Source organism: Paraburkholderia phenazinium (assembly GCF_900100735.1).
GTDB classification, from domain to species: Bacteria; Pseudomonadota; Gammaproteobacteria; order Burkholderiales; family Burkholderiaceae; genus Paraburkholderia; species Paraburkholderia phenazinia.
Map to the genome: position 1 here is coordinate 38,933 of NZ_FNCJ01000007.1, position 16,480 is coordinate 55,412.

21 protein-coding genes and 1 tRNA gene are annotated in these 16,480 nt (G+C 60.1%); 10 read left to right on the forward strand and 12 right to left on the reverse strand.

All coding sequences use genetic code 11. The annotated features are described in order from the left end of the window. Positions 1-94: 94 nt before the first annotated feature. The 7 genes from acs (at position 95) to BLQ92_RS17060 (ending at position 6,050) form a co-directional block, all read left to right on the forward strand. Positions 95-2,077: an acetate--CoA ligase gene (gene acs / locus BLQ92_RS17030; RefSeq protein WP_090685710.1), complete on the forward strand. Its 1,983-nt coding sequence runs from the start codon at positions 95-97 to the stop codon at positions 2,075-2,077. A gap of 256 nt (positions 2,078-2,333) precedes the next feature. Next, positions 2,334-2,651 carry a DUF4212 domain-containing protein gene (locus BLQ92_RS17035; RefSeq protein WP_425194966.1) on the forward strand — a complete coding sequence of 106 codons (318 nt, stop codon included), beginning with the start codon at positions 2,334-2,336 and terminating at the stop codon, positions 2,649-2,651. Between the two features lie 4 nt (positions 2,652-2,655). Continuing rightward, the gene (locus tag BLQ92_RS17040; RefSeq protein WP_090685712.1) at positions 2,656-4,674 is read left to right on the forward strand and encodes a sodium:solute symporter family protein; all 2,019 of its coding nucleotides are present in this window, start codon (positions 2,656-2,658) and stop codon (positions 4,672-4,674) included. Between the two features lie 103 nt (positions 4,675-4,777). Beyond that, positions 4,778-4,868: transfer RNA gene (locus tag BLQ92_RS17045), tRNA-Ser, on the forward strand. Positions 4,869-5,022: 154 nt separating this feature from the next. After that, entirely contained in the window at positions 5,023-5,436 is a 414-nt protein-coding gene (locus BLQ92_RS17050) for a phage protein NinX family protein (RefSeq protein ID WP_176860761.1), read from the forward strand. A 66-nt stretch (positions 5,437-5,502) separates the two neighbouring features. Beyond that, complete coding sequence (locus tag BLQ92_RS17055) at positions 5,503-5,721, forward strand: hypothetical protein (RefSeq protein WP_090685714.1); 219 nt, start codon at positions 5,503-5,505, stop codon at positions 5,719-5,721. Continuing rightward, positions 5,718-6,050, forward strand: coding sequence for a hypothetical protein (locus BLQ92_RS17060; protein ID WP_090685715.1), 333 nt, complete (start codon positions 5,718-5,720; stop codon positions 6,048-6,050). Before BLQ92_RS17055 ends, BLQ92_RS17060 begins: the two co-directional genes overlap by 4 nt. A 102-nt stretch (positions 6,051-6,152) precedes the next feature. On the opposite strand, the gene BLQ92_RS17065 is transcribed toward BLQ92_RS17060, so the two are convergent. From BLQ92_RS17065 to BLQ92_RS17115, 11 genes are all read right to left on the reverse strand, one after another. Continuing rightward, the gene (locus tag BLQ92_RS17065; protein ID WP_090685716.1) at positions 6,153-6,740 is read right to left on the reverse strand and encodes a lipase family protein; all 588 of its coding nucleotides are present in this window, start codon (positions 6,738-6,740) and stop codon (positions 6,153-6,155) included. Beyond that, entirely contained in the window at positions 6,737-7,195 is a 459-nt protein-coding gene (locus BLQ92_RS17070) for a hypothetical protein (protein WP_090685717.1), read from the reverse strand. The genes BLQ92_RS17065 and BLQ92_RS17070 overlap by 4 nt, the downstream gene beginning before the upstream one ends. 38 nt (positions 7,196-7,233) lie before the next feature. Continuing rightward, on the reverse strand, positions 7,234-7,440 hold the full coding sequence (locus BLQ92_RS17075) for a hypothetical protein (RefSeq protein WP_090685718.1): 207 nt from the start codon (positions 7,438-7,440) through the stop codon (positions 7,234-7,236). After that, positions 7,437-8,081 carry a phospholipase D-like domain-containing protein gene (locus BLQ92_RS17080; protein WP_090685719.1) on the reverse strand — a complete coding sequence of 215 codons (645 nt, stop codon included), beginning with the start codon at positions 8,079-8,081 and terminating at the stop codon, positions 7,437-7,439. Before BLQ92_RS17080 ends, BLQ92_RS17075 begins: the two co-directional genes overlap by 4 nt. A gap of 54 nt (positions 8,082-8,135) precedes the next feature. Then, entirely contained in the window at positions 8,136-8,420 is a 285-nt protein-coding gene (locus tag BLQ92_RS17085) for a hypothetical protein (protein ID WP_090685720.1), read from the reverse strand. Between the two features lie 9 nt (positions 8,421-8,429). Continuing rightward, the gene (locus BLQ92_RS17090; protein WP_176860762.1) at positions 8,430-9,752 is read right to left on the reverse strand and encodes a GDSL-type esterase/lipase family protein; all 1,323 of its coding nucleotides are present in this window, start codon (positions 9,750-9,752) and stop codon (positions 8,430-8,432) included. A gap of 118 nt (positions 9,753-9,870) precedes the next feature. Further along, a complete protein-coding gene (locus BLQ92_RS17095) occupies positions 9,871-10,743 on the reverse strand; it encodes a hypothetical protein (RefSeq protein WP_143016606.1) in 873 nt (290 codons plus the stop codon). Positions 10,744-10,851: 108 nt separating this feature from the next. Continuing rightward, positions 10,852-11,337, reverse strand: a complete 486-nt coding sequence (locus BLQ92_RS39400) for a hypothetical protein (protein WP_143016607.1) — start codon at positions 11,335-11,337, stop codon at positions 10,852-10,854. Between the two features lie 7 nt (positions 11,338-11,344). Continuing rightward, positions 11,345-11,785 (reverse strand): hypothetical protein, encoded by a 441-nt coding sequence (locus BLQ92_RS17105; protein WP_090685724.1) that lies wholly within the window; start codon positions 11,783-11,785, stop codon positions 11,345-11,347. A 62-nt stretch (positions 11,786-11,847) separates the two neighbouring features. Continuing rightward, positions 11,848-12,291 carry a lysozyme gene (locus tag BLQ92_RS17110; RefSeq protein ID WP_090685725.1) on the reverse strand — a complete coding sequence of 148 codons (444 nt, stop codon included), beginning with the start codon at positions 12,289-12,291 and terminating at the stop codon, positions 11,848-11,850. 7 nt (positions 12,292-12,298) lie between these two features. Then, the gene (locus BLQ92_RS17115; protein WP_090685726.1) at positions 12,299-12,508 is read right to left on the reverse strand and encodes a hypothetical protein; all 210 of its coding nucleotides are present in this window, start codon (positions 12,506-12,508) and stop codon (positions 12,299-12,301) included. A 426-nt stretch (positions 12,509-12,934) separates the two neighbouring features. On the opposite strand from BLQ92_RS17115, the gene BLQ92_RS17120 reads away from it, so the two are divergent. Genes BLQ92_RS17120 through BLQ92_RS17125 form a run of 3 tightly spaced genes read left to right on the forward strand, consistent with a single transcriptional unit; the run spans position 12,935 to position 14,887 of the window. Continuing rightward, a complete protein-coding gene (locus BLQ92_RS17120) occupies positions 12,935-13,630 on the forward strand; it encodes a hypothetical protein (protein ID WP_090685727.1) in 696 nt (231 codons plus the stop codon). Positions 13,631-13,682: 52 nt separating this feature from the next. Then, entirely contained in the window at positions 13,683-13,850 is a 168-nt protein-coding gene (locus tag BLQ92_RS40025; protein WP_176860763.1) for a hypothetical protein, read from the forward strand. Continuing rightward, positions 13,847-14,887, forward strand: a complete 1,041-nt coding sequence (locus tag BLQ92_RS17125; RefSeq protein ID WP_090685728.1) for a class I SAM-dependent methyltransferase — start codon at positions 13,847-13,849, stop codon at positions 14,885-14,887. Before BLQ92_RS40025 ends, BLQ92_RS17125 begins: the two co-directional genes overlap by 4 nt. A gap of 209 nt (positions 14,888-15,096) precedes the next feature. On the opposite strand, the gene BLQ92_RS17130 is transcribed toward BLQ92_RS17125, so the two are convergent. Further along, positions 15,097-16,449, reverse strand: coding sequence for a glycine-rich domain-containing protein (locus BLQ92_RS17130; RefSeq protein ID WP_090685729.1), 1,353 nt, complete (start codon positions 16,447-16,449; stop codon positions 15,097-15,099). Positions 16,450-16,480 lie beyond the last annotated feature (31 nt).

Genomic DNA, 16,480 nt, shown 5'->3' on the forward strand with positions numbered 1-16,480 from the left:
CCGCGGGTAATACCCAAGCAGCGTCACCATGACATGGCGCGCCACCGGCGCGCCGGCACAGAATTTACGTTTCATCTTCACCAAGGGGTAGTCGATGTCTGCGATTGAATCGGTTCTTCAGGAACGCCGCGTTTTCCCACCTTCCGCCGAGGCAATGGCGGGTGCGACGATCTCCGGCATGGACGCGTACCGGGCGCTCGCCGCCGAGGCGGAACGCGATTACGAAGGCTTCTGGGGGCGTCTGGCCAAAGAGACGCTGAGCTGGCACAAGCCCTTCAGCAAAGTGCTCGACGAGTCGAAAGCGCCGTTCTACACGTGGTTCGAGGACGGCGAACTGAACGCCTCATATAACAGCCTCGACCGTCACGTCGAAGCCGGCCACGGCCAGCGCACCGCGATCGTGTTCGAAGCGGACGACGGCACCGTCACCAACGTCACCTATCAGGATCTGCTGCAGCGCGTGAGCCGCTTTGCCAATGCGCTGAAAAAGCGCGGCGTGAAGAAGGGCGACCGCGTGGTGATCTATATGCCGATGTCGATTGAAGGCATCGTTGCCATGCAGGCCTGCGCGCGCATCGGCGCGACGCATTCGGTGGTGTTCGGCGGCTTCTCGTCGAAGTCGTTGAATGAGCGTCTGGTCGACGTGGGCGCCGTGGCGCTTGTCACCTCCGACGAACAGATGCGCGGCGGCAAGGCCTTGCCGTTGAAGAACATCGCCGACGAAGCACTGGCGATGGGCGGCTGCGAGGCCGTCAAGAGCGTGATCGTCTACCAGCGCACCGGCGGCAAGATCGCATGGCACGAAGGCCGCGACCTGTGGATGCATGAGATCACCCAGGGCGAGTCGGATCAGTGCGCGCCGGAGTGGGTGGGCGCGGAGCATCCGCTGTTCATCCTCTATACCTCGGGCTCGACCGGCAAGCCGAAGGGCGTGCAACATAGCACCGGCGGCTATCTGCTGTGGGCCGCGCAAACCTTGAAGTGGACCTTCGACTGGAAGCCCACCGATGTGTTCTGGTGTACCGCCGACATTGGCTGGATTACCGGTCACAGCTACATCACGTATGGTCCGCTGACGCTCGGTGGCACCCAGGTGGTGTTCGAAGGCGTGCCGACCTGGCCGAACGCGGGACGCTTCTGGGACATGATCGCCAAGCACAAGGTCTCGCTGTTCTATACGGCGCCGACTGCAATCCGCTCGCTGATCAAGGCCGCGGAAGCCGATGCGAAGATTCACCCGAAGAGCTATGACCTGTCGTCGCTGCGCGTGATCGGCACGGTTGGCGAGCCGATCAATCCGGAAGCCTGGGTGTGGTACCACGAGAACGTCGGCGGCGGCCGTTGCCCGATCGTCGATACGTGGTGGCAAACGGAGACCGGCGGCCACATGATCACGCCGCTGCCGGGTGCGACACCGCTGGTGCCGGGTTCGTGCACGCTGCCGTTGCCGGGCATCATGGCCGCGGTGGTCGATGAGACCGGCCAGGACGTGCCGAACGGGCAGGGCGGGATTCTGGTGGTCAAGCGTCCGTGGCCTTCCATGCTGCGCAACGTGTGGGGCGACCCGGACCGCTACAAGAAGAGCTACTTCCCGGAAGAACTCGGCGGCACGCTGTACCTCGCCGGCGACGGCGCAGTGCGCGACAAGGAGACCGGCTACTTCACGATCATGGGCCGTATCGACGACGTGCTCAACGTCTCGGGCCACCGGCTCGGCACGATGGAGATCGAATCGGCGCTGGTGTCCAACCCGATCGTCGCGGAGGCGGCGGTGGTGGGGCGTCCCGACGATACGACCGGCGAAGCCGTGTGCGCCTTCGTGGTGCTGAAGCGCTCGCGTCCGGAAGGCGAGGAAGCGGTGAAGATCGCCAACGAACTGCGTGCGTGGGTCGGCAAGGAGATCGGTCCGATCGCCAAGCCGAAAGACATCCGCTTCGGCGACAACCTGCCGAAGACGCGCTCGGGCAAGATCATGCGCCGCTTGCTGCGCTCGCTGGCGAAGGGCGAGGCGATTACGCAGGACGTCTCGACGCTGGAGAACCCGGCGATTCTCGATCAGCTTGGTGAGTCGCTTTGAGGTTCTGAGTTGAACTGGGTGGCTGGTTGAGTTACCCGAACGACGGCGCATCTTTCGATGCGCCGTTTCTGTTTGACGAGCCTTCGCTTGCCGCCGGGCGCAGGCGGCGGTCACCGGGATATCCGCAGGCCCACGCGCGGACAATCCCGATTGCCTGCCCGGTCCCTTTTTGATACATAGGCGCATGGCCGCGCCGCATACCCCCTCTCAGTCCGCGCTTCACCCACCTCCCGAACCGCCACCCGTCTCGGAAGCGATGGCGCGCGCGCATCGCCGCTACTGGCGCTACAACGTCGTATTGATCGGCGTGTTGATGACGCTCGGGTTTCTCGTCTCGTTCGTGGTGCCGCTGGCGGCGCCCTCGCTATCGAAGCTGCGCTTCGCCGGTTTTAGCCTGCCGTTCTACGTCGGCGCGCAAGGGGCGATTCTGATCTACGTGGGCTTGATCGTCGTGTACATCGTGCTGATGCAACGGGCCGACCGCATCCTGCAACGCGCATTCGATGCGGATGCGCGTACGGAAGCCGACGCGGGCGCGAGCGCGGCAGTTTCCGCCGCAGCTCGCGGAAACTGAGCCGATGACGCTCACGCACCGGCTCATCCGTTCATACGCGCTCTACACGCTGGGCTTTCTGGTCTTTATCTATGTGATGTGGCGCATCGAGCAGGTGACGGGGCCGGGCGTGTGGATCGGCTACGTGTTCCTGTTCGTGCCGATCGCCGTGTATGCGGTGATCGGCCTGCTGTCGCGTACCTCCGACCTCGTGGAGTACTACGTCGCGGGACGGCGAGTGCCGTCCGCGTTCAACGGCATGGCGACGGCGGCCGACTGGCTCTCGGCAGCGTCGTTCATCGGCCTCGCGGGTTCGATCTACGCGACGGGCTACGACGGCCTCGCGTATCTGATGGGCTGGACCGGCGGCTATTGCCTGACCGCGTTCCTGCTCGCGCCGTATGTGCGCAAGCTTGCGCGCTACACGATTCCCGATTTCCTCGGCACACGCTTCTCGAGCAACGCGGTGCGTGGACTCGCCGCGCTATCCGCGATCCTGTGCTCGTTCGTGTATCTGGTGGCGCAGATTCAGGGCGTGGGGCTGATTGCGACGCGCTTTATCGGCGTCGATTTTGCGGTCGGGATCTTCTGCGGACTGGCGGGCATTCTGGTGTGCTCGTTTCTCGGCGGTATGCGCGCGGTGACGTGGACCCAGGTGGCACAGTACATCATCCTGATTGCAGCGATCCTGATTCCGGTCTCGATGATTGCTCACAAGGATGGCCTTGGGTGGGTGCCGCAATTCAACTACGGACGCCTGATGGCGCGCGTCGAAACGCTCGAGCGTCAGGTGCGCAACTCGCCACAGGACCAGAGCGTGCGCGCGAACTACAGCGTGCAGGCGGCGCGACTGCAGACGCAGATCGACAGGCTGCCGCAATCGTTTGTGGATGCGAAAGCGCGACTGACCGAGCAGGTCGCGGATTTGCGGCGGCATAACGGCCCGCTGCGCGACATCGACACGAGCGAGCGTGCGCTTGATCTGTTTCCGCGCGACGCGGACGCTGCAAGAATCGTCTGGACGCAGCAGCGTGAGGCGTTGCTGATGCGTGCGTCGTCGCCGGTGCCGATGACCGAGCCGTTCCCCGCGATCAGCGCGGAAGACCGGCAGACGCACGAGCGCAATTTTCTGTCGTTGCTGCTGTGTTTGTCGCTGGGCACGGCGAGCTTGCCGCATATTCTGACGCGCTATAACACGACGACATCAGTGGCCTCGACGCGGCGCTCGGTTGGCTGGACGCTGCTGTTTGTGGCGCTGTTTTATCTGACGGTGCCGGTGTTGTCGGTGCTGATCAAGTACGAGATCCTGACGAATCTCGTGGGGCACTCGTTTGCCGATCTGCCGCAGTGGCTGACACAGTGGCTCAGGATCGAGCCGAACCTGATTAGCGTGGCCGATACGAACCACAGCGGCATCGTGCAATGGAGCGAGATCCAGATGCAGCCGGATATGGTGGTGCTCGCGGCGCCGGAGATTGCGGGGCTGCCGTATGTGATGTCAGGGCTGATTGCGGCGGGGGCGCTGGCAGCGGCGCTTTCCACTGCGGACGGTCTTTTGCTGACGATTGCGAATGCGCTTTCGCACGATGTCTACTATCACATGGTCGATCCGGCGGCATCGAGCCAGCGCAGGGTGACGATCTCCAAGATTTTGTTGCTGGGGGTGGCGCTGTTTGCTTCGTATGTGGCGTCGCTGAATACAGGGAATATTCTGTTTCTGGTGGGGGCGGCGTTTTCGCTGGCGGCGTCCAGTCTGTTTCCGGTGCTGGTGCTAGGCGTGTTCTGGAAGCGCACGACCCGGCTCGGCGCGGTGGCCGGGATGGTGGCGGGACTCACGGTCTGCGTCTACTACATTGTCTCGACGTATCCGTTTTTCACGCAGTTGACGGGCTTCGCAGGGGCGAGGTGGTTTGGGATTGAGCCGATCAGTTCGGGTGTGTTTGGGGTGCCGGCGGGGTTCCTGGTGGCGATCGTGGTGAGTCTCTTGGATCGTAAGCCGGATGCTTATACGCGGGCGCTGGTGGACTATATTCGCCATCCCTGAAGCGCTCGGATGCCCGCTGGGCAGGCGTTTGCGCGATGTTTGAGGGGCGTTTTCGGGTAGGGGTGGCACAGGCCCCAGAGTTTGCTATAATTCGGCTCCCGCCGGAGAGATGGATGAGCGGTTTAAGTCGCACGCCTGGAAAGCGTGTATAGGTTAATAACCTATCCGGGGTTCGAATCCCCGTCTCTCCGCCAGCGTCAAATAAGGCTCCCAGCTTGGGGGCCTTTCTCATTTGTGCTATTCGAATCGAAGTGTGCTATTCAGAAGAGGTGGAATCCTCTCATTTGGCGCATGCCGCTGTATATCCAAACAGGTTAGATGACGAGCCTCAGCGCTCCAGGAGGTGGGATGCGAGTAACAGAATTGGAAGGCGATACGCTTGACCTGTGGGTGGCCAAGGCTTGGATGGCCCGGTCCACATACGCCACGGTCGATGCCTCTTATGTCCGGGATTATGACTTCCATCCGTCGACCGACTGGGCGCAGGGAGGCCCGATTCTCGAACGCGAGCATCTAACGCTGGAAGCCGGCAACCACTATGGCGGCGGAAACACGTATAAAGCGTGGTTGCGCAACCCCGATGGATTCTTCCATGCGTACGGGCCAACGCTGTTAATCGCTGCGATGCGCGCCTACGTTTGTTCGATTTTTGGCGAAGAGGTTGAGGATTCAGCAATCAAGCCATCCGCAGAAGGGAAAACCGATCATTGGGTCGATGGCGGATACGACCAAAAGATTGACGATTTCCTTCGGGCAAAGTGAAACGTGAAAGTTCGGAGAGGAAGTGCCGGATTCGGCCAATGACGCGCTACTTGCGTAGGAGATTGTATGGGCGATGATCCGCGAAAGCCGAAATGGGGCAGCGCCCCATACTGGGCAAAATTCGTCGCGATGGACGAAAACGGTCGCTGGATGTGGTACGAGGGATATCCTGAGTTTGACCGGGAGTCGGGGCTATGGAACTGCGATCACGGCAGGCTACAGGAAGCCTACGTTGAGCAGCTAGAGGCATCGGAGACGCTTGAAGGGCGTCCGGAGGGACAATGACCGAGATTGAAGAACGATTGCTGCGAGATGCTTTCGACGCACTCAACCCGATGAAGTCAGGCAGCAGCGATGAGGCGCAGAAAGCGCAGCAGGCCCGCGAAAGGATCGGCGAATACCTGAAATACCAGGAGCAGCGCAAGCCGGTTGCATACGTGGCCGCAGGCGTGGAAGATGGCATCTGGATTGTGCTCGCGCAGTATGCTGGCCGCAACGAGTCGGAAGTATATTCGAGAGTCTTGGCCCAGGCCATGAAAGAGGGCTATCGGGGAACTGGCGTGGATCGCATGCGTGAACTTGGATGGGAAATCAAGGGATTGTATTTGGACTGACGCGCAGCACAAGGCTGGCTAGAGAGGGGTGAGCCGACCCCGCAGGATCGGCTGGTAGCTTCTGGCGAAGCAAAAGCGGGGTGGGTGCTGCACTGTGGGCTATCAAGACTGTGGCAAATTTGCCGTGACGTTCGGCAAGAGGTGATCGGCAATGACGGGAATGATCCCCGCCGGTTTGCCGATGTGCGTCAGTCGACCGGGATGCATTCCGCCGAGAGGAAGGTTGGGCACAGGATCCGACCCGTTCCGCCAAAGGTGAAGAGGAACCTTTGACATCAGGTTTCGCAAGGTCAGGTCGAAACTCACGCGAGCTGGCTCGAAAGCGTACACGGCAATCGGCGGCTTACCAGCGAGCGTCAGGGCAGCAGCAGCGAGCAGGCTTAATGAACCGCCAAGGGAATGACCGGCCAGTGTCACTGGCTTGCTCCCCACTGCCGCTATCACCTGATCCGCAATAGCTTGCCAGGCAAAGTAAAAACCCTGATGGCAGTCACCCATACCCGGAACCGAAACCGGCACTGCGTCGAGGTTGTGTATCCACGAGTCGAGGTCATCCGACCCACGGAACGCCACAACCAGACCGCCCGCAGTCTCTCGCACGATCGCCCGGGAAGCGCTATCCGCAATGCCGATATCTGGCGGATCGTCGTAGGCTGCCTGGGCGAGCGCGGCGTAGTCCCGCGCATTCATTGCGAGGCTGCAACCGGTGCCGAAGCGGCAGGAGCAGCAGCGGCAGTCGGCGTGCCATACGCCGCATAAGCCGCGGCAACCGCCAGATTGGCAATTGTCAACAGATTGCCAAGCTTCGTTTGATCGGCGGCACTCAGGCCCGCAGTAGCCAACCCCTTGACCGCAGCAGGAAGCACGGTCTGTGAGATGGTTTGCAGCGACGTGACGTTGATGGCCGCGTTATTTGCACACAGCCCAGCTACGGCGGACATGCCTAGCGCGACGTCGGGATTTGTCACAGTCGGATAGAGCGCTGTCACGTCCGCAGCAATGGGGTTGTACACATCACACACCTTCGTGATCTGTGCATTGACCTGCTGGGCGACAGTGAGAACCTGGGCTTGCTGGGGTGCTGAGCAGCCAGCGAAGGCGAACGCGACTGCGCCCGCCAGAACAACGGCGATAGTGCGGAACATGGAATTTCCTTCAGAAGATGCCGCGGAGCGGCCGGGGATTACTGCGCGGGAGTAGCCGGCGTGGCGCCGAACTTCTTCTCGATGTACGGCTTAGCCAGATGGCCAGCCCACACGAATGCGCCGGTGAGGATCGGTAACACCTCGGCTGGTACCGGATGGCCTGCAGAGGTGAACAGCCATTGGATGAGGGCTGCAACCGAGCCCGATGCGACGCCAATGCCGCCGCTGACGAGTGCGTTGTTCATGCTTTAGTCCTTGCGCGCTTGCGCTTCGATGCGACGCCGTGTTGCGCCGCCATGTGTTCGGCCAGCAATTCGGCCTGGAACCGAGCCACAGCATCGGGATCGGTGAAAACGGATTGAGTGTTGTTTTGCGCGCGGTACCCGACGCCGCCGGCCGCGCCCTTCACGACGAAAGTGCCCTCGCCTGATGCACTCCAGTTCGTCGAGCCTTCGGCGCCGACCTTGCCATCAGCGACAAAGCCCTTCGTGTGGCTGATCTGGTGTGTGGCCGACTGGCCAAGAACGAAGTGCGTCGAGAAGCCCACCGGATCCTTTGCGGCATCCGACTCGAGCAGCCGTTTTTCGTGCACGCCCCCGGCTTGCGACTTGTCGAGCGTGATCACGCATGTGATCGACCGATCGTGGACGATCTTCATGAGGACGTCGTTGAGCTCCTCATCGTCGAACCCGAACATGTTCAGGTAGAGCGAGACGGTCACGCGCGACAGCACGTGCTTGAGGATGTTATGCACGTCGTCGCGCCCCACGTAGAACATGTGGAAGTCTTTCGACGCGTTGGGTGAATAGCTGCCCTCCTTCGTGTATTCAGCGAGATCCGTGAGATCGAAGGTGTGCAGCGTTTTAGGAAAGATTTTTGTGGTCATGGCCGTAAACGAAAAAACCGCCCGAAGGCGGCTTGTGATTGGAGAGGATGAGGATCAGTCGGGGCTGCGCGTATTGACCGCCTCGATCCATGCCTCTACTTCGGCAGGAATCGGCTGCAGCGTCGGCGGTGTTTGCCCGGTCAACTCGAACGATCCGTCCGTGACTTTGCCGACGACCCACACGCCCGGCTGCACAACATTGGCGTTACCAGAACTGCGAAAGTCGGCCCAGCAGTTGTTGTAGTTGTCCGTGGCGACGATGACTGCGTTATCGCCAGAGCTATAGGACAGTTGCGCCCCGCCATTGAGGATTTGAATCGCGCTTCCGATAAGAGACATGAGCGGTCCTTAGAGAATGGAGGCAATCAAAGGCGCTTTTCGTCCAGCAAGATATTCATTGCCGGCATCGCCGTTCGGATGTGTGTTGTCGCTCGCGCTCGTATAGCGCCCGTGATTTGCTGAAGTGACGAAATTCAGCACGTCGACAAACGGAAAGTTGAACTGCGCGGCAACCGCCATCACCGCTGTGCGCACAAGGCTAAGATTGGTCGTCGTCCCGAGTGGCGTGGCGGGGCCCATGACCCAGATTCTGGTTGTCGGCCACGCTGCCTGGATGGCCTGGACGCAGGCGACCATGGTTGAGGAGAGCGTCGTCATACTGCTACCTGCGTCGTTGTAGCCCAGATCAAGCTGAACGTATTGCGGGACGATCGGAACAGCAGTTCCCTGCGGCGTTGACACCTGCAAGGTCGACAGGATGCTTTGCACGCGAGTCAGTGCAGCATTGCTGCCGGTCGTGTTCCAGCCGGAGCCGCCAATGCCGTTGGCTAGCACCTCGAGACCGAGTGCGGCATAAGCAATGCAACAGTTAGCGGCAGCCGGGCTGCTTGCATCCGTGCCGTAGGTGTAGCTGTCGCCAAAGATCAGGGCTAACGGTTTGCGAGGCTCGCCGGGATACCAGACCGATCCAGTAGAGTTTGTGTAAATGCCACCGAATGCCGTGTTGACGCCCACCAGTTTGTACGAACGGGGTTGAAAAACGCCAGCCCAGTCCACCGTCAGCAGATACGGCGCGCCGCTCGCATCAGTCGAGAAACCTGCCGAACTGATCCGCTGCCATTGCCCATTGACGCGGATGAACAACATGTACAGAGAGTTGTTACCGGTGAGCTTGATATCGAAGTGCGCCTCGTCCGACTCCCATTCAACGAGAGTCGCGACACCGTTATTTGCGACACTGCCGAGATATCCGCTCGTGACATCACCAATGGAATAACCCGTATAGCGATACGTGCCGTTGCTCACCGCACGCTGCCAGTACACGGCGTTCGCGCAAGTCGACATCACACCAGCGTTAAAGCCAAGCGTGAAGGTGGCGCCCGTACCAACGCCAGTCGTGGAACTCTGCGCAACAGGATTCGTAGGATTCGCTTGATAGACGCCCGGGGTAATGACGAATGCGCTCGTAATGGAGCCGCCCGCGCCAATCCCTGACACCTCAACGACGCCAGCCGTCGTGTACGTTCCGGCTGCCAGCGTGATCATGTCACCGACGACATACCCCGTCCCCGCCGCAGATACGCCAACGGTAGAGATGCCGCTTCCCTTGTTGAGACTTGTCGTGGGCGGTGCGGCCATGATCGGCATGACGTTCGCGAGCGCCACCTCCATCGGCCAGTTGCGCCGACGCGACGTGTCCGAAAGCCAGTTCGACAATGGGCGAGATACGGTATTGCCTGAATCCGCAACGGGACTGGAACTGCCGAACGGAGGAAGTGACGATCCCATATCAGTCCACCATCACAGAAACGATTGCGGTTGAAGACGGTGCGTAGATTTGCAGCCGCCCTTTGAATGTCTGCGATGACCATGCGCCGCCCTGAGCGCCGGCAGCCGATCCACCTCCGAGCGCAAACACGCTGGCATTGGCCGGTGCCGCACCGCTCGCGGCAGTACCGTCATCGCGCACCACGGCGATCTGGGCGCCGCTCGTGTTTTCGATATCGACGTTGTTGCGGGATGGGGATGCGGGAACGGTTGCGATCAGGACGTAACTGGCGTATGGGCCTGCGGCGGCAAAAGGCTGGCCGACGACGGGCAGCGCTGGTTGATTGGCCGAATGATCCTGACCCACCGACCCCGCAGATACGACCGTCGCATTCAGATCCGCCGCATTGCCATTCTTTACGCCGACGTGCTTGATCGCTGCGGTGCCGTTGAACGTAACGCTGAATGTGCCAGAGCTGAGCGCGCTCAGGCAGACGCGGAATTGCTTGAACGCCCCCGGGTTGGCTTCGAAGTCACCAATCGTGGTAGTGCTGGTAACGCCCTGCGCACCCACACTGATCGGGTAGACCTTCGGGTTGTCCCACGTGACGCCATCCACCGATCCCTGAAACAGGATCGTGCCGACACCGCTACCAGCGATCTTGATACCCAATCCACCGATGGAATCGGTATTGATCGTCACCGTGCTGCCTGCGGTATTGCCTGTGGGGTCCGCGACGGTCAGGTTGCCTGTGACCTGGACGTTCTTCGTGAAGACCGAAAGGATGCCTGCCAGAGCAGATGAAATTGCGGTAAGGAGCGTATTTCCCGCAGTCTGATTGGCCGCCGTGGAACCCGCCGCCGTGCTTGCCTCAATCGCATCGAGCGCAGCCACTGCTGCATCATCGCTCGCAAGCGTGACCGATACACTCCCAGCACTTGCTGCACGGCCGAGCTTTGCTGGCAGATTGATAACGTACGAAAGAAAGGACATTCGCGCCTCTTAGGTATAGGAGATGCCGGTCGGTGCGCCGGAGCTATAGGAAACGGTGCCGACCGAGCCGCCGCCGGTGATGGTGTTTAGCGTGCCGTCCGTGTTGTAGGCGAGTTCGTACGCAATGCCGTCTTCGGTATAGCCAGTCAGTTGGCCTGCGCCGTTGTAGGTCAGTCCCGAGACTGCGCCGGGGGTCCACGCGCCATCACCGCGGAGGAATGCGCCCTGACGATCTGCTGCGGGAGCGGGGACCGAGCCAGCCGTGCCAGCGACGGTGCCGGTTGAGCCAACCATTGCGGGGGCCTCTACAACTAGCATCCACTGGAGCGGTGCCGTACCCGGAGTGACGCCCTGAACGGACTGAAGCGCGGCCCAGCAAGCGCCCTCATAATTGACGGCCTGCCCTTGCGTGTAGGTCGTATTCGGGTTGTATGTACCCTGCAACGAGAGTCCAGGCGCACCCTGTGGCCCGGGAATGCCAACAACAATTGTCATGTTTGCCTCAAACGTCCAGGTTGAGATAAAGCTTGCCGCTGAACTCGCGCACGACTGCGCCGGCGGCGTTCGTTACTTTCATTGTGTAAAACCCCATCTGGAACGCAGTGCCGCCGGTCTGGAGTGGGGCGGGCAGTCCTGTTGGCGTGAAAGTCGACGTCATCGAGGCGGGTACATTCCACGCAATTGAGCCGGCCGCAACGTTGATGACGAGCGTTCCTGCGGCAGTCGAAAGCTGAAAGATGTTGACCGGCGAGCCGAGGCAGGCCGCAGCCGTCATGACTGCGGAACAGCCAGAGAGATTGACGGCGTTCGCGGGATTCGTCGGGGTCGTAGGGTTGACTGGGTCGTTCTGGATGAAAGCGACGTAGCTCCAGTCGGCTCCCTGATTCACCAGGAAATCGATTGTTTCGTTCATGCTGGCCCAGAAAGCAAAATAGCCGCTCAAGGCGGCGCGTTATACCTTGCGATTGGATCGCAGGGGATAATTTGAGGTGAGGGGATTCGGGATCAGACTGGCGTATTGAACAGCGCCTGTTCTGCTGCGCGTCGAGCGACGAGGCCGGGTAAGACGTGGCCGGCCGCCAGATTCCATCGCGCGAACTGTTGAGCGGCGCCAGCGAAGTCGCCAGCATTCAGAAGACGTAGCAGCGTGGACGACCGGAAGTTGCCCGCGCCCACGTTGTAGACAAAATCACACAAGCTATCGAACTGGTTCTGATTCACCACGACATGGACGAGGCCATTCACAGCTTGGCCGGCGCGATTGAGGCCTTCTTCAAGCCGCGAATCGGCCTGCGCCTGCGTCCAGACTGTGCCCTGGGTAATGTCCGGCCCAGTCGATCCCCAGCCACACGTCCAAGGCTCCGCACCAGTACCCGGATCCGGATAGGCAGTCAGCCGGCACGATTCGAATTTCTTCGTGAGTGCGATTCCGTTGGGGGAGACTTGCATGGTTACCTCACTTCAATAACGCCTCAAACGCCTTGAAAGCACCCGCCGGCCCAAACAGCAGGACGAGCAGCAGGAAATAAATGATGTATTCGATGCGCTGCATTCGCTTCTCGCCGCGCGTGAACTTGTCGATGATTCCCTGGTACCGTTCCGCGCAAACCGCCTCGTGGACGGCAATGCGCTGTTCGTTCTCTGCAATCATTTCTTTGGTGTCCATGAGGCCCCGGGTAGAAAATAAAAAGCCGCTCGGGGCGGCTTGTATGTGGTATGGACGTAAAAAAACCGGCTCGGGGCCGGTTTCGTTATTTGTCTGGCGGTGGCTTCGCGCGCTGTATCAGTTGGCGTAGCCAGTCAAGGCCGTATGCGTCGATCTTCGCCCATAACTCAGGTGACAGCCGAATCGATCGCTGCACCTGCTTCTGTTCGTCCGGTAGACGCGGTCGTCCGCCGGGGTGTTTGGGTTTCGTTTCCATTCCCGGATTGTACACGAGAAAAAGAATCACAAAAACTCCTTGTCTTTAGGAGGTTTGTGAATCACAATAACTGCATCGAAAAACGTTTTATGAATAGGAGCGCCCCGCACGGCGGCAACCGGCGAGGCGCTGATGACCCGAAACCAAACTCTGACGTAAGGAAACGAATCATGTTCGAGAATATCACGACGGGGGTCGTGGTGGCGTCGCTCGCCCTCGCAGCATCAACCGCCAGCGCTGAAAGCTGGTTCCAGTTTGAAGCCGGTATTGGTGCATCCGTCTACAGCAAAGGGCCGGACGGTCTCTGGCTCCAGGATGCTTTCCCACACAAGCTGCGCCTCGAAGCGCCAGCATTCGAGACCGGCCTAACCGGCCCTGTCTGGCAATCAGCAAACTGGGGTGTCGATTGGCACGCGGACTGGGCGTGGCTCGGGTCGGTTCACACAGATGCACTCGCTGTGCCTTTGGACAGCAATTACAATTCGAAAACAAAGTCTTGTAATGGGACATGTCTGCCGCTGGCCGACTACAGCGGCAGCGGGCATGCGCAGGTTGCTTTCATTGCGCTGGAGCCGCACTACGACATTGGAAAGTGGCGCCTCGGCGTCGAGGCCGGACCGTCCCTATACCGCACGACCTGGGTTGAGAACGTCAATAACATCCAGTATTCAGCCGGCGCGCCCCCGATCAGCATGCGCCTCGCGAGCACTGATGGGTGGCGTGTCGGTGCGGTCGTCGGCGCATCGGTCTCGCGCGGACCGTTCTCGCTCGTCTATCAACACTTTTTTATGAAGTCGAGCACATCGAACCCGGCACCGCCGATCTGGCATTCGGTTGACTCTCTTTTCATCAAATACCGCTTCTGAGGCTGGAGCCGCAGCTTCTGGTAAATTAGCGCTTTCGCTCAGGGAGCACGGGATGACGGACGACACAAAAGAAGTGACATACCGCGTCGAATTCGAAACCGGCGATGTGATGCATACCACCGACAGGGATCTAGCCATCCTTCACCGCGAGAAAGGTCGTCTCGTCACGCCAGACCCGCATGAGCAGTCCGAGCACCACTCCACCAAAGAAAAAGAATGAGCACGACAGCCGTTATCGAAGAATCATGGCCGGAGTCCGATCTGGAGGCGGTGGCTGCCTGTCCTTATTGCGGCAGCAGTCAGCGCGAACTCGCCTATGCTGATGCGCAGGACTGGGCATTCTATTGCGCACCCGGCAAATGGGCATATTGGAATTGCTCAGAGTGCCAATCACTTTACCTCGACCCCCGGCCGACACCGCAAAGCATAGGCAGGGCCTATGGAAACTACTACACGCATGGCGTATCGGGCCTTCGCGGATTGGCCCAGAATTTTAAGTCAGCCTTGCGGAACGAATGCTACAAGCACTGGCATGGCATACGTCTAAGTCCACGCCTGCATTTACCGGGGTTCGCCGCACCATTAATCAGCCCGCTGAAAGGAAAATTTTTTATTCCTTTCGGCCTGCTGGAACTGGCACAAATTCAGCCTGGCAAGTTACTCGACATAGGCTGTGGCAGCGGAGACTTCCTGTTGCAGGCCAAACAGATGGGCTGGCAAACCTTGGGCATTGATCTGGATAGCAAGGCCTGCGAAATCGCGCAAAGCAAAGGGCTGCGAGTTATCAACGGAGGGTTTGAGCAAGTGGGTAATCTGGACGACAAATTCGATTGCCTGTTTTGCTCCCATATTCTGGAGCACACCTATGATCCGATTCATCTACTGAATTTGATGAAATCCGTGCTGAATCCCAACGGAACTATCTTGTTGTCTCTGCCCAATTCGCAAAGCGCTTTCCGTCATTATTTCGGTAAAGAGTGGCGCGGCCTAGAAGCACCGCGCCATATCGCCATCCCGTCTGCCGCTGGCCTTAAGGAAAAACTTGAACAATTGGGTTTTCACGTGCACGCGGGTCTGCATCACACGATATTTTGCGCGACAGAATCCTTCAAGATCCGCCGACGCTCGGAAGTTTTATCGGAAGAGGACAAGCAAAAAGCCCAACAACTCAGCGAACAGGTGCCGTTAGACAATTACGAGACAGCCGACTTCATCCATTTTACCTGTAGCCTGCGCGCCGATACTCCGCTCGCTTGAAATCAGGAAGGCGTCTTGGGCGTTGCCGGCGGCGCTGTGTAGCTTGTTCCGTCGAACAGATATCCAATGGTAGCGGGCGAGCCATCAGGCAAGGGGTGCGCCGTAGTGCCCGCGGGAGGCTCCCAACCAGATTGGCCATCCCATAAAATGACGTTTGTTACCGCGCCATTCTCAACCACGGCGTATGTGCTGATCGTCATGCGATATCCTTAGAAGTATTCGGTAATGATAATCACGCCTTGGCCTCCCGCGCCCCCCGTTTGAGCCGACGTGCTTGCCCCATTGCCTGCGCCACCGCCGCCAGCACCATATGCGCCTGCAGGATTGCCGGGTAGCGTGTTTGTGCCAATCGGCGCGCCACCCCCGCCGAATTTTGTAGGCGCACCGCCACCGGAAAGAAATGACCCCAAAGCGGCCGCAGTCGAAGGCTGTCCCGGTTGCCCACTCTGCGCAAGAATATTACCCGTTCCAGCAGCACCCCCGGCACCACCCGCCTGCACATAAACGGGGGCACTACTTGAACCGCCCTGGCCGCCAAATCCGCCGTTAGCTCCCATCAATGCGCCGAACGAGGTAGATCCGCCCGTGCCACCAGTGCCGCCGCCCGATGCGCCACCCGTGCCAGCGGCGCCAACGGTCATCGTTACGCCCGAAAATCCGGTTGTGAATCGGGCGCGAGAGTATGCGCCCGCCCCACCGCCGCCGCCGATTGAGACTGCGGATGATCCGGTTGCCACAGTTCCGCCACCGCCACCGCCACCACCGACCAACTCAACATCGACGCTATTTGTACCCGCAGTAGGCGTATAGGTACCACTCGCGGTGAATACGCGGACGCTGATAAGCCGCCCCGTCGCCTGCCCAAGCTGCATGGCATGCTGGGATGCGGTGGCGGCACCAACGACTAGCGGTTCGTACTGGCGCAGCGCGGAGCCGGCGGTTGCCTGCCATTGCCCGCTTGTGGTCGAGGCGTAGAACGAGAGATCATCGCCGGGTTGCATGACGATTGACGTCACCTGACCGGTTGCTACGACGAACTTGTCGCTACCGTTAGCCGTCAGGGTGAGTGCTGCCGTGCCATCGTTGTAGACGGCCGTAGGCGTAAGTGACGGAACGGTCGATTGACCGGGCATCGAGAATGTAGCCGCAGAAGTCCCGGTGAAGCCAACCGACTCGCCCGCAATGGCAGCGGTCAGGGTCTGCGATGAACTGAACGACGCCGATGCCTGATACTGCGTGCGCATGGTCGTGAGCCCGACCGTGCCCGCAGTGGGGCCGCAGAATGCGAAATCGCCCACGTTCCAGTTCAGCGCAGACGTACCTTCCTGCCCACGAAGCACCGTCAATGTCGCACCACTGATGGCGGTCACGTAGACGATTTCATAGATCGCGCCTGTCGCTGCATCATTGAGTGTGAGCGGCATCTGCTGGCCGATCGCGGTGTTGAGCGGCGGCAGGTTTGTGCTGCTTGCCAGCACTACCGTGGTCGACCCCGCACCCGACGCGGGCAATGCCGCGGCAAGTTGGGTATTAACGTTGTTCGCGATGACGAATTGCGCCATTTGGTTTGCCCAAAAGAAAAAGCCCGCTCAG

Bases quoted from the DNA above. Each gene is read 5' to 3' on its own strand.
- acs (WP_090685710.1), top strand. From the start codon at position 95: ATGTCTGCGATTGAATCGGTTCTTCAGGAACGCCGCGTTTTCCCACCT.
- BLQ92_RS17035 (WP_425194966.1), top strand. From the start codon at position 2,334: ATGGCGCGCGCGCATCGCCGCTACTGGCGCTACAACGTCGTATTGATC.
- BLQ92_RS17040 (WP_090685712.1), top strand. From the start codon at position 2,656: ATGACGCTCACGCACCGGCTCATCCGTTCATACGCGCTCTACACGCTG.
- BLQ92_RS17050 (WP_176860761.1), top strand. From the start codon at position 5,023: ATGCGAGTAACAGAATTGGAAGGCGATACGCTTGACCTGTGGGTGGCC.
- BLQ92_RS17055 (WP_090685714.1), top strand. From the start codon at position 5,503: ATGGGCGATGATCCGCGAAAGCCGAAATGGGGCAGCGCCCCATACTGG.
- BLQ92_RS17060 (WP_090685715.1), top strand. From the start codon at position 5,718: ATGACCGAGATTGAAGAACGATTGCTGCGAGATGCTTTCGACGCACTC.
- BLQ92_RS17065 (WP_090685716.1), bottom strand. From the start codon at position 6,740: ATGAATGCGCGGGACTACGCCGCGCTCGCCCAGGCAGCCTACGACGAT.
- BLQ92_RS17070 (WP_090685717.1), bottom strand. From the start codon at position 7,195: ATGTTCCGCACTATCGCCGTTGTTCTGGCGGGCGCAGTCGCGTTCGCC.
- BLQ92_RS17075 (WP_090685718.1), bottom strand. From the start codon at position 7,440: ATGAACAACGCACTCGTCAGCGGCGGCATTGGCGTCGCATCGGGCTCG.
- BLQ92_RS17080 (WP_090685719.1), bottom strand. From the start codon at position 8,081: ATGACCACAAAAATCTTTCCTAAAACGCTGCACACCTTCGATCTCACG.
- BLQ92_RS17085 (WP_090685720.1), bottom strand. From the start codon at position 8,420: ATGTCTCTTATCGGAAGCGCGATTCAAATCCTCAATGGCGGGGCGCAA.
- BLQ92_RS17090 (WP_176860762.1), bottom strand. From the start codon at position 9,752: ATGGAGGTGGCGCTCGCGAACGTCATGCCGATCATGGCCGCACCGCCC.
- BLQ92_RS39400 (WP_143016607.1), bottom strand. From the start codon at position 11,337: ATGACAATTGTTGTTGGCATTCCCGGGCCACAGGGTGCGCCTGGACTC.
- BLQ92_RS17110 (WP_090685725.1), bottom strand. From the start codon at position 12,291: ATGCAAGTCTCCCCCAACGGAATCGCACTCACGAAGAAATTCGAATCG.
- BLQ92_RS17115 (WP_090685726.1), bottom strand. From the start codon at position 12,508: ATGGACACCAAAGAAATGATTGCAGAGAACGAACAGCGCATTGCCGTC.
- BLQ92_RS17120 (WP_090685727.1), top strand. From the start codon at position 12,935: ATGTTCGAGAATATCACGACGGGGGTCGTGGTGGCGTCGCTCGCCCTC.
- BLQ92_RS40025 (WP_176860763.1), top strand. From the start codon at position 13,683: ATGACGGACGACACAAAAGAAGTGACATACCGCGTCGAATTCGAAACC.
- BLQ92_RS17125 (WP_090685728.1), top strand. From the start codon at position 13,847: ATGAGCACGACAGCCGTTATCGAAGAATCATGGCCGGAGTCCGATCTG.
- BLQ92_RS17130 (WP_090685729.1), bottom strand. From the start codon at position 16,449: ATGGCGCAATTCGTCATCGCGAACAACGTTAATACCCAACTTGCCGCG.